The sequence below is a fragment of the Paenibacillus sp. J23TS9 genome (assembly GCF_018403225.1).
Lineage (GTDB): Bacteria > Bacillota > Bacilli > Paenibacillales > Paenibacillaceae > Paenibacillus_AQ.
In genome coordinates this window covers 2808290-2820939 of record NZ_BOSG01000001.1, presented here as the reverse complement: position 1 = coordinate 2820939, position 12650 = coordinate 2808290, and the positions used below count along the sequence as shown (strand labels likewise).

The 12650-nt window shown below is 49.3% G+C and carries 7 protein-coding genes; all 7 read left to right on the top strand.

Going from position 1 to position 12650, the window contains the following annotated elements:
* The first annotated feature begins 55 nt into the window (after nucleotides 1–55).
* The 7 genes from KJS65_RS13245 to KJS65_RS13215 all read left to right on the top strand — a co-directional run bounded on the left by KJS65_RS13245 (nucleotide 56) and on the right by KJS65_RS13215 (nucleotide 12650).
* A complete protein-coding gene (locus KJS65_RS13245) occupies nucleotides 56–1198 on the top strand; it encodes a GntR family transcriptional regulator (RefSeq protein ID WP_213650208.1) in 1143 nt (380 codons plus the stop codon).
* A 440-nt stretch (nucleotides 1199–1638) separates the two neighbouring features.
* Nucleotides 1639–3051 (top strand): ABC transporter substrate-binding protein, encoded by a 1413-nt coding sequence (locus KJS65_RS13240; protein WP_244864579.1) that lies wholly within the window; start codon nucleotides 1639–1641, stop codon nucleotides 3049–3051.
* An 87-nt stretch (nucleotides 3052–3138) separates the two neighbouring features.
* Entirely contained in the window at nucleotides 3139–6090 is a 2952-nt protein-coding gene (locus KJS65_RS13235; protein ID WP_213650206.1) for an extracellular solute-binding protein, read from the top strand.
* Between the two features lie 82 nt (nucleotides 6091–6172).
* Nucleotides 6173–7081: a carbohydrate ABC transporter permease gene (locus tag KJS65_RS13230; protein WP_213650805.1), complete on the top strand. Its 909-nt coding sequence runs from the start codon at nucleotides 6173–6175 to the stop codon at nucleotides 7079–7081.
* A 3-nt stretch (nucleotides 7082–7084) separates the two neighbouring features.
* Nucleotides 7085–7957: a carbohydrate ABC transporter permease gene (locus KJS65_RS13225; protein ID WP_136604483.1), complete on the top strand. Its 873-nt coding sequence runs from the start codon at nucleotides 7085–7087 to the stop codon at nucleotides 7955–7957.
* A 15-nt stretch (nucleotides 7958–7972) separates the two neighbouring features.
* Nucleotides 7973–10030: a YIP1 family protein gene (locus KJS65_RS13220; RefSeq protein ID WP_213650205.1), complete on the top strand. Its 2058-nt coding sequence runs from the start codon at nucleotides 7973–7975 to the stop codon at nucleotides 10028–10030.
* Between the two features lie 22 nt (nucleotides 10031–10052).
* Nucleotides 10053–12650 (top strand): DUF5696 domain-containing protein, encoded by a 2598-nt coding sequence (locus KJS65_RS13215; protein WP_213650204.1) that lies wholly within the window; start codon nucleotides 10053–10055, stop codon nucleotides 12648–12650.

Below are 12650 nucleotides of genomic sequence, written 5' to 3'. Positions count from 1 at the left end.
TTTGGTATAATCAATTCGTGTATGTGAATAAAGGGACAGACTGGAAGTGAGTATAATGCAGTCAAACCAAAAACCATTGTATGTAGTCATCATGGAAGATTTGAAAGAAAAGATACTATCCGGTGAATATAAAGAAGAACAGCAGCTTCCAACCGAAGTGGAGCTTGCAGAGCAGTCCGGCGTCAGCCGCATTACTTCCAAAAGAGCCTTGATTGAGCTTGAACGGGAAGGGTTGATATACCGTAAGCGGGGCAGCGGGAGTTATGTTAAAAAACAGGAGCAAAGAGGCGGCCCGGGCGAAATGGGCGCGAACACGTCCACTCCGATTATTTCAATGATTCTGCCTTATATGGCTACAAGCGAACTGGATTTCATCAAGGGAGCCACGGATTATCTGGATACCAAAGGATATTATTTGAGCATCCATAACAGCAACTGGAGCAAGGAGCGTGAGCGTGAGTTTCTGCTGCGTATTCCCAAAAACGGCTCGAACGGGATTATTCTCTATCCCATTAGTACGATCAGTAACATTGATGTGCTAAACGTGCTCTACTGGAACGATTATCCACTCGTCATGATTGATCAGTACGTGGAAAGCCTTCCGGTAACAAGCGTGGTATCCGACAATTTCAATGGCGGTTATATGATTGCCAAGCAGATGATTGAGCTGGGGCATGAACGGATCGCTTTTATATCCAGCATTGCTATTGAGTTTCGGAGCTCGGTGCGCGACCGGTATCAGGGATACTGCAAAGCGCTGAGGGATCACGGACTTCCCGTCGATCCGGAGCTCACCATTGTTGATTTTTACCGTGAAGCGGACATGGACACGAGCAATATGTTTTATAAAAATATGATCAGCAGGATTATGGAACTCGGAGTGACGGCGATCCAGGCCGAGCATGATCATCTTGCTGTTGATCTTCTGCGCAGCGCACTGGATATGGGAGTTCAGGTTCCGGGACAGCTGTCGATTGCTGGATTCGATGATCACATGATATCCAGCCTTGTTGAAGTCCCACTGACCACGATTGCCCAGGACTACAGCGAAATCGGTCGCAAGGCGGCCGAACTGATTGTCAGCCAGATCGAGGAGCGCGACAAAAGTCCCGAGCGTGTCCTGACACCGGTCCGGCTCGTTGAAAGAGCGTCAACATCGGCATTATCCGATGAATATACCGCCCAAGAGCAAATTTGAATCTCAAGACTTATAAAGACTGGCCCAAGAAGGGGCCGGTCTTTTTGCTTTGTTTTTACGCATATGTCCATCTCGTTTGCTTACAGTCTGGGTCTCAAGTAAGTCTCCATGTTAGATATAATTAATAGATCATAACAAATAATAAGATATATTCACTATTTACAAAATATAGGCTCCAGATTATAATAACTCGTGTAAGCGGTATATAAGATATATCTAATATGATATATGAAGCGGCAGATCCTGATTGTTATCCTCAGGATGCAAGGCATATCGCTTATTGTTTTAAAGACATTATGTAAGCGCATTCTTTTTGCGTAATTCCGCGAATGACAGAGGGGTGATCGGTTTTATTGCTTTAGGTTTCATTGGTCTTTTCTGTATTCAGGTTCAACAATTCTAATCCGAAACGGAAAATGGGGGATGAACGCGTGAAGAAGATGAAGGTACTCTCCATGCTGCTCGTAATCATGATATTTGTTTTCACCATTGCAGGCTGCGCAGGCGGCGGCACCAAAGAAGGCAGTTCCAATGAAAGCAATAAAGCCACGCAGGAAGAACCTGCGAAAGAGGCGGAGAAAGAGCCTGAGAAAGAGCAGGCGGCTGCGCCTGAAGAGCAAAAGACTGATTTGGGCGGAGACACGATCAAGATTGGCGTCTGGTATGATGATGCCGATCCGAGACAGGTCAAGGAAAAAGGTCCTGCGGAAGAAGAGCAGATCAAGCTGATTGAAGAAGTCGAAAAGAAATACAACTGCAAGATCGAATTTGTGAAATTCGGCGATTACGGCAAATACGTAGAAAACTTCACCACGACATCCCTCTCCGGCACACCATTTGCCGATATTGTTCTCCTCGAGCTGTTCTGGGCCTTCCCGACGCTCGCCAACAAAGATTTTATACAACCAGTAGACGACAAACTTGATTTGAATGATCCCAAATATATCAGCTGGATGAAAAAGGGCGGCAGCTTTAAAGGCAAGCAGTACGGCATGACCGACTCTTCCCCTTCACCATACGGTATTTTTTACAACAAAACGCTCGTGAAGAAGCTGGGTCTCGAAGATCCGTATGAACTCCAGCAAAAAGGCGAATGGACTTGGGATAAATTCCGCGACTTCGCTAAAAAGGCAACCAAAGACACCAACGGCGACGGTAAAACAGATATTTACGGCATTGCCGGCGCTTACGGAAAAATCAATTCTTTCACGGAGCAGTTGATCTACTCCAATAAAGGCTCGGTTGACAAGGATGCCGAAGGCAATATCAAATTCTCGCTGAACAGTGAAAATTCGATGGAGGCACTGCAGTTCGTTTCCGATCTGTACAACAAAGACAAATCCATCATGCAGCCGATTCCGGAAGATGCGAACAAGGAATTTGTGGCGGGCAAAGGCGTCATGTACGGCGGCTTCAGCTGGGAGCTGGGCGGACTGCTCGACAATATGAAAAACCAGGAAATCGGGTATGTGTTCTTCCCGAAAGGTCCGAAATCGGATAAATACGTCTCCTATACGCCTTTTGGCAACATGTTCATGGTAGCCAAGTATTCGAAGCATGCGGATGTAGCGGCAAAGATTATGGATGAGATCAGCCTGCATGATGTCGGCAGAAATTTGTCACAGCAATCTTGGGAAAGCTCTTATCCAAACAAGGAATCCCTCGATACTCGCAAGCAAATGTCTGAAAGTATTGACTACATTTCCTATTACGCGATCCCTGATGGCGGAAAAATGTTTGAAGGTGTCGTTAAGGATATCACAACCGGGAAAATCTCACCTTCCACCGCCGTGGATAAGGTTAAGCCACAGTTTGAAGCCAACATTAATAAATTGCTTCAGGACAGCAAATAACCGACCGGCAGTATAGTAACTCTGACGCGTACCCCTGTTCCTTTGAGCAAAGGGATAGGGGTACTGCTAAGAGAAAAGGGGGAGCCCATGCACAGACCGATAATCAAGGCAGCGTCCATGCTGCTTCTGGTGTCACTCGCCGCAGGTATTCTTTCAGCTGCGCAGGGACCATCTTCCCGCGAGGCTTCAGCCTCGGCCGTGCAAACGCCGGAAAAACTGGACCTCAGCGGTATCAAAAAATCAATGAAAGCCGGAGGATACGAAGAGTATCTGTCCAAACATGAAGGCGCAACTTCTCCTTCCGAGGATGTTGTGATCGAAGGTGATCACTACAGCCAAGCCGAAGGAATGAACGTGTCCGTGCTGCAAAACTATGAGGGCATGCAGGGCAAATCCATTCTCACACAGGATGCCGGCAGCGTGACATGGGATTTTGATATCAAGCAAGCAGGGCTGTACAACATACGGCTAAATGTATATACCGAACCGGGCAAGGATTCCGATATTGAGCGTGAGATCGCTATTGATGGCGCCGTTCCTTTTACGGAAGCAAAAAACCTTGTGTTCAACCGGGTATGGAAAAACGCAAAGGAATCCTTTGATCAGGATGAACGCGGCAATGATCTGACACCCAACCAGGTCGAGGAGCATTTGTGGCAGGATATTGCCTTGAAAGACAGTACCGGGGCTTACGAAGATCCGTTTCAATTTTATTTTTCCGCAGGCAAACACAGCCTGTCACTGACTTCGGTCAAAGAGCCGCTAGTCATCCGGCAGATTAAGCTGTCGGCACCGGATGTTTTACCCTCATACAGCGAAATGGCTGCCCAATATTCACAAGAAGGGCTGAAGCCGGTTTCGGATGTATCCATGAAAGTGCAGGCAGAGCAGGTTCTGTATAAATCTTCACCAAGTCTTCTTCCGTACAACGACCGATCCAATCCGGCAGTGGAACCTTATCATGTATCCAAGCTGCGCAACAACGCCATGGGCGGTTATGCCTGGAGACTTCCGGGACAGTGGATGGAATGGGAAGTTGATGTGCCGCAGGATGGTTTATACCAGATTGCACTTAAAAATCGGCAAAACTATCTGCGGGGCCTATCCGTGCTTCGTTCGATTTACATAGACGGAAAACTGCCATTTAAGGAAATGCAGACCGTCACGTTTCCATACAGCAGCGCGTGGCAGATGAAAACGATTGGTCCCGGCGGCAGCGAGCCCTATCTTTTTCATCTGACCAAAGGGAAGCATCGGATCCGGATGGAGGTTACGCTCGGGGATATCGCACCAATCCTGCGCTCCGTCGAATCCAGCATTCTGGACTTGAATGCAATGTACCGCAAAATCATCAGCTACACCGGTACGGTTCCGGATACCTTCCGTGACTACAACCTGGAGCAGCGGATTCCGGAGATGACCAAGGTGTTCCGGGAGTCCAGCGAACAGCTGTACAGTATTGCAAAAGCGATTGAAGGCCCTTCCGGTCAAAGTGATGAGCGAACATCGATCATTAATACGGTTGCATACCAGTTGAAAGATATGGCGGATAATCCGGAGACTGTACCGTCTCGTATAGAAGCCTTCAAAACTAACGTAGGTGCGCTGAGCTCGTGGATGCTGACGGTAAACGAGCAGCCTCTCTCGCTCGATTACTTAATCGTGAGCTCACCGGGCAGCAAGCTGCCGCAGCCAGAGGCCGGTGCATGGACGAAGATGGTATCCGGTACGGAATCCTTCTTCGCCTCCTTCTATGAGAATTATGATGATTTTTCTAGTGAAAATGATAGCAAAGAAAGCATTTCCGTGTGGGTCACCTCTGCGCGTGACCAGGCACAGGTCATTAAAAGGCTGATCGATGATCAGTTTACAACCACAACAGGGATCCATGTGAACCTGAAGCTGGTGGCATCGGATGTCATTCTACCTTCTACCGTAGCAGGCAAGGGACCTGATGTGGCCCTGCAGATCGGGAATGATCTCCCTGTGAATTATGCCAGCCGCAGCGCGCTGCAGGATCTGTCGTCTTTTCCGGATTTTAATACGGTGAAAGATCAATTTAATGCAAGCGCCCTTGTCCCTTATGAATACGGCGGATCCTATTACGCGCTGCCGGAGCAGCAGACCTTCCCGATGCTCTTTTACCGGAAGGACATCCTGGAGGATGAGCTGCATCTGAAAGTGCCGCAAAGCTGGGATGATGTGTATGACATGCTCCCTGTGCTGCAAAAGCATAACCTGCAGTTCGGATTGCCACAGCGGTCACTCGATGCCTTAGGCAATGAATCGTCAACCAACAATATCGCCACAATGCCGCCAAGTCCGGGCTTCGCGATGTTCTTATACCAGAATCAGGGACAGTTTTACAAGGATGGAGGCAAGGCCGTTGATTTGGATTCTGAAACGGGGATACAGGAATTCAAGCAGTGGACAGACTTTTATGTCAATTATAAGATTCCGATCGCTGTTGATTTTGCCAACCGTTTCCGGACTGGCGAAATGCCGATCGGCATAGTCGACTACACCATGTACAACAAGCTCAGCGTATTTGCACCGGAAATCAAAGGCCTGTGGTCCTTTGCGCCGGTACCGGGAACGCTTGGCAGTGACGGCAAGCTCCACCATGAGGTGGGCAGCAGCGGCTCGGCGACCGTCATGTTCAAGCATACGATCAATAAAGATGCAGCATGGGAATTCATGAAATGGTGGACCAGTAAAGATACGCAGATCGCTTATGGACGGCAAATGGAAATCCGCATGGGGGCTTCTGCCCGCTATCCGACCGCCAACAAGGATGCTCTCTCCCAGCTGCCATGGCCAACTCAGGATCTTCACAAGCTGCAGGCTCAGATGCAGTGGGTAAGGGGAATTCCGGAGGTTCCAGGGGGGTATTTGACAGGACGGAATATTGATAATGCGTTCCGCCGGGTGGTTGTACAGGGCGAAGACCCGCGTGAGACGATGGACAATTATGTGAGAGCCATGAATGAGGAAATCACGATCAAGCGAAAAGAATTTAATCTCGAGGTCGAGAAATGAGGGACCTTCCATGAAACAGCAGATTGCAGAACGTCCCGTCATGACGGGTGCGAAAATGCCTGGCAGCGGCACACCGGGGCATATGTTCCGAAAAAAAATCGCCAGAACATGGCCGGAAATGAAAAAGAACAAGCATGCTTATGTGCTGATGGCACCGTACTTTATCATTTTTTGCACGTTTACAGTCATTCCTGTGCTATTATCCTTTTTCTTAAGTTTCACGAATTTCAATCTCCTGGAGACGCCCCGATTTATCGGCTGGCAGAATTACGCGAGATTGTTCGTGCAGGATGATATTTTTATGATCGCTTTGAAAAATACATTGTTGTTTGCAGCCATCACAGGTCCGATCAGCTATATCGCCTGTTTTATGTTCGCCTGGCTCATTAATGAACTGCCGCCGAAGCTGCGGGCGCTGCTCACACTGGTGCTGTATGCCCCTTCGATTTCGGGAAATACGTATTTGATCTGGACGCTGCTCTTTGCAGGCGACTCATACGGATATGCGAACTCTTTTCTCATGAAGTGGGGCTTTACTATGGAGCCGATCCAGTGGCTTCAGGATTCCAGATATGTGCTGATGATTCTGATTCTGGTACAGCTGTGGCTGAGCCTTGGCACATCCTTTCTGGCTTTTATCGCCGGTTTGCAGAACGTGGACCGGACGATGTATGAAGCAGGCAGCATCGATGGAATACGCAACCGCTGGCAGGAGCTGTGGTTTATTACACTCCCTGCCATGCGGCCGCAGCTGATGTTCGGCGCGGTCATTCAGATTGCATCGGCCTTTTCGGTCGCTGAAATTTCGATTTATCTCATCGGCTTCCCGAGCGTGGATTATGCCGCGCATACGATCGTAACCCATCTGGTTGACTATGGTTCGATCCGCTTTGAAATGGGATACGCATCGGCGATCGCCACCGTATTGTTCACGATTATGCTTACCGTGAACCTGGTGACCCAGAAGCTTCTTGGAAAAGTAGGTGAGTAAAGGATGAAACTCGTACTTAAAATGCCGAAAAGACTGAACCGATCCTGGGGTGTCGATCTGCTGCTGTTCGTACTGCTAGGGGGTGTAGCCTGCTTTATGGCTCTGCCGCTGGTATTCACTATCAGCAATGCATTCAAGCCGATCGATGAAATCTTTACTTTTCCGCCCAAGCTGTTTGTCCGGAACCCGACCCTTAAAAACTTCACGGACCTTGTCGGCATCTTCAGTGATTCCTGGGTACCCTTTTCGAGGTATGTGTTCAACACGTTTTTCATTGCCATTTTCGGAACGGTGGGGCATGTGATCTTGGCTTCCGCAGCGGCTTATCCGCTTGCAAAGCTCCGTTTTCCGGGCAAAAAGCTTTTGTTCAATATTGTGGTGCTTTCACTCATGTTTACGGTTTATGTGACCCAGGTTCCGAACTATATGATCATTTCGTATCTGGGTCTGATCAACACCTACTGGGCTATACTGCTGCCCGCTTTCGGCATGACGCTGGGTCTCTATCTGATGAAGCAGTTCATGGAGCAAATTCCCGATGCGCTGCTTGAAGCGGGGAAAATTGACGGAGCCAGCGAGTACCGCATTTACTGGCAGATTGTGATGCCTATTGTGAGACCTGCCTGGCTGACGCTGATTATCTTTTCCTTGCAGAACCTCTGGACCAATGGTTCCGTAACCAGCCATAAATATATTTACAGCGAACAGCTGAAAACAGTGGATTATGTATTCGGGCAAATCGCAAATGGCGGTCTGGTGCGCACAGGCCCGGTCGCAGCTGTTACGCTTTTAATGATGATTGTACCGATTACCGTGTTCATCGTGACGCAGAGCAGCATCATCCAAACGATGTCCACATCGGGCTTGAAGGAATAACAGGGGGGCATGCAGATGAAGAGATGGTTTGCTTTATTCATAATAGTGCTGCTTCTGGCTTCCGGCACCGCTGCGGCTCCGGTATCGGCGGATGACACCTATAACTATTCCTACTGGGGAACTCCGGTTCCCGCTCCGGATCCTTATTCGCTGGAGCAGGTCATTTCCGGTAGCGACTGGAGCCAAGGTGCATTGTCCTCTCCGCAGGATATGTATACAGGTCAAGATGGAAGGCTGTACATTGCGGATACAGGTAACAGCCGGATCGTCATATTGAACAGGGACCTCCAGCTTGAGAAAACCATCGGGGAGTTCGGGCTTGATGGAAAGAAAGACAGCCTGAATCATCCGCAGGGTGTTTTCGTTGATTCGGATCAGCATATCTATGTCGCCGATACGGATAACCGCCGCATTGTCGAGTTCGATCAGAATGGACAGCCGGTGCGGGTCATGAATGAGCCGAAGTCGACACTGCTCCGGGAGGGATTTCAGTATCAGCCGGTCAAGCTGGTCGTTGATAAGGCCAAGCGCTTATATGTGATCAGCCAGGGATGCTACGAAGGAATTATGGAATTTGATTCGGACGGGGGATTTAACGGATTTATCGGCACCAACCGCGTCAAATTCAGTCCGGTGGATCTGTTCTGGAAGCGTATTTCCACCAAGGCACAGCGCGAGCAGATGCAGCAGTTTATCCCTATTGAATTCAACAACCTGGATGTGGATGACAGCGGCTTTATCTATACCTCCACCTCGGAGGAAAATTCCGAGCAGCCGTTGAAACGCCTTAATCCTTCCGGCACGGATATTTTACGCAGCAAAGGATATTTTCCACCCAAAGGCGATGTGGGAAATCTCGAGGGTGGGAGCTTGCCCGGAAGCTCCATATTCGTGGACATTATTCCCGATCAGGGCGGGATGTACAGTGCATTGGATTCAAAGAGGGGGCGTATTTTCACCTATGACAAGGACGGTAACCTGCTCTATGAATTCGGCGGCCTCGGCAGCCAGCAAGGGAATTTCCGCACGCCGGTAGCCATTGAGATGCTCGGTGAACGGATGCTAGTCCTTGACAAGGATAACAACCGCCTGTCGGTATTCAATCCGACCCCTTACGGCGATTTGATCCGCAGTGCAGTGGCCGCGCTCAGCGAAGGCAAGTCGGAGCAGTCTACTTCCGATTGGAGAAGGGTACTCCAGCTCAATGCCAACTTCGATGTAGCCTACATCGGTATCGGTAAATCGCTGCTGAAGCAAGGCGATAACCGGGAGGCCATGAACTACTTCAAGCTGGGCAACAGCCGTGAGTATTATTCGGAAGCCTTCAAGCGCTACCGTAAGGAAGTGGTATTCGACCATTTCGGTATGATCGTGCTGTTCATAGTTTTGGGGATTGCAGTCATTGTTGCAGGTGTCAAACTCGCAAACCGGAAAACCAAGGGGCAATTCTATCGGGAGTTCGGGATCATTCGGAATCCGTTTTACACGCTGCTGCATCCTTTTAACGGGTTTTGGGAGATGAAATATGAACGCAAAGGCAGGCTCAGCGTGGCCTTCGTCATCATGGTGCTGCTTGTGATCGCCACGATCGTCAAACGCCAGTTCAACGGCTTCGTCATTAACTTCAACAATCCGGAGCAGTTGAACAGCCTAGATGAACTTAAATTTATTGTGCTCCCGTTCCTACTTTGGTGCGTGGCAAATTGGTCGCTTACGACATTGATGGATGGTGAGGGAAAGTTCACCGAAATTATGATTGCAACGGCATATTCCTTGCTGCCGCTCGTACTGATCTATTTTCCGCAGATGCTGTACAGCAACGTCATCACCGCGGATGAGAGCTCATTTTACTATTTGCTGAACACGATCGCGATGATTTGGTTTGTATGGCTCCTGTTTACCGGGACCATGACGGTGCATCAATATTCTGCCGGGAAAACCATCGTGACGATGCTGCTGACACTCGTAGTTATGGGTATCATCATTTTCCTGGGTGTCCTGTTCTTCAGTATGCTGCAGCAGATGATCAATTTCGTGAGCTCCATCTATAAGGAAATTTCATTCAGGATGTAGCCGCCAAAAGGAGGGATGGTACGTGGGCATAAGCAAAAAACAAGCCGCAGGCATCCTGTGCGCACTGCTCCTGACAGCGGGGATCACGGGAGCTGGCTTCGGCGGATTTCTGGGACTAGAAGCAGATGCTTCCGAAGCCGGAGTCACGGAGCCGGCAGCTGCAAAATCGGAGACGGATCAGGCTTCGCTTAAGATAATCACAACGTCAGCGGAACCACAGCATGATCAAGTGAGTAAGAACACTTCGCAGGAGCTTGAAGCGCTGGGCACAATGGAGAAAGCGGCGGATAATGACCAGCTCAGCCTCTACGTGAACAAGGAAACAGCAGAGATTGCTGTGCAGGAAAAGCAGAACGGATTTGTTTGGTTCTCCAATCCGGTTCTGCGCAGTCAAGACGCTCAGGCCTCGCCGCTGTACAAATCGGAGCTGTCTGCACAAGTACTGCTCACTTACTATAACGATAAAGGGCAGATTAACGCTTTTAACAGCTTTGATGACAGCGTGGCCAAAAAGCAGTTTAAAATCACAACAGCAAATCAAGGCATCCGCGTAGTCTATCAAATGGGAAACGTGGCGCAGTCTTTTGCCAACATACCGAAAATCATCAGCAAGGAACGCTTTGAAAAGAACATTCTGGATAAAATCAAAGATGCAAATCAGCGGGATAACGTCAAATACAAATTCCGTCTGGATGAGCAAAAACAAGTTTATGAAGTACGCAAACTGCAGGATTACGTAGCTGAAGAGCTGTCAGCAGTTCTGGAGGCAGCCGGCTATACGGCTGAAGATGCGGCGCAGGATAACAAGGAGAACGGAGCAGGTGAAGCAGCGGCTTCCGAAGACGCCGAATTTACCGTGCCGGTTGTGTATACCCTCGATGGTGGCAGCCTGGTAGTGTCCATTCCCGCCAAGGAACTGAAATCGAACAAGGCCTATCCAATCGCATCCTTACAGGTTCTGAAGTTCTTCGGCGCGGCGGACACGGGCAAGCAGGGATATATTTTCGTTCCCGACGGCGCAGGCGCTTTGATTCATCTGAATAATAAAAAGCTGAACGCGGAGCCTTACAGCCTGCCGGTCTATGGCAACGACGGAACCTTTGACATCAAAGAAAAAATTCAGACGAACGAGGTTTCACGCCTGCCGGTATTCGGGCTCAAGCAAAACGATCATGCGCTGGTTGGCTTCATTGAGGACGGAGAAGCAGGGGCCAGCATTGCAGCCGATGTGAGTGGGCGGAATGATTCCTATAATTCGGTCAGCAGCAAATTTCAGGTGACGGCCATGGACTATTACACCTTGTCATCCGGCAGCAAGACAAGTGCGGTTCCTATGTTCCAGACCGGAAAATACCAGGGAAATCTACAGGTAAGATATGCATTCTTATCTGGAGCTTCCGCGGATTATACCGGCATGGCAGCGGCATACAGGGGTTATCTGGCGGATAAATACCAGCTGAAGCTGCTTGAGACTTCCGATGCCCCATTTGTACTGGAGCTTGCAGGCGCATTCCGTAAGAACAAATCGATTCTCGGCATTCCCTATCAATCGACGGAATCGTTAACCACTTTTGAGGAGGCAGAATCGATTCTGGGCAAGCTTAAGGCTGCGGGAGTGAGTGACATCGATCTGCGGATGGTGGGCTGGTTCAACGGAGGCATCCGCCACTCTTCTCCATCGGATCTGTCTATCGCCGGAGTTCTGGGAGGCAAGAAGGGATTTCTCCATTTAGCGGACTACATGAAGCAGAACGGGTTTGGATTTTATCCGGATACTGCCTTTTTGGAGAAATTCAAAGGTTCATCAGGAGCCGCTACCTTACTAGACCGCAGTAAGGCGGAAGTGTATGCCTATAATCCGGTCACGTATGCGAAGGATGTAAGCAAATTTTCACATTATGTTCTCTCGCCGCGCAAGCTGCCAAAGCAGGTGGATGGATTTTTACAGGATTACACCAAGCTTGGCATATCCGGGCTTTCCCTGCGGGATCTGGGCAAGGAGGTTAATTCGGACTTTGATCCTTCCCATCCGGTGAGCCGCGAGGATTCGCTCCTGGCCTCCGTGAAAGAGCTGGGGCTTTTGCAAAAAAAGACGGGTTCACTTATGGTCGACGGAGGCAACGCCTACAGTCTGCCATTCGCTGATCTGATCGTCAATGCACCTGTGCGCAGCAGCCGGTTGAACATCACGGATGAAGAGATTCCGTTTTACCAGATTGCACTTCATGGATATTTTGATATTTCTGGCGCTCCTTACAATATGAATGAACTCCAGAATCCGCGCTTGTCCATGCTGAAGTCGCTTGAAACCGGATCCAACGTGTATTATCAGTGGTTTGCAAGCGATGCTTCCAAGGTCAAGGATACGGATTATAACGGTTTATACGCGCTGAACTACCAGGATTGGTTTGATGAAGCTGTGCAGCTGTATCAGGAATCGAATGCGATTTTGTCCAAAGTCCGTGGTCAGGTCATCACTGCTCACAGCATGCTTGCTCCGGGCGTTGTCAGAACCATATATCAAAACGGTATTAACGTAACGATCAATTACAACCATACGGCGGTAGCCGTGGACGGCCTGCAGCTTCAGCCGCAGAGCTATCACGTAGGCGGTGAATAA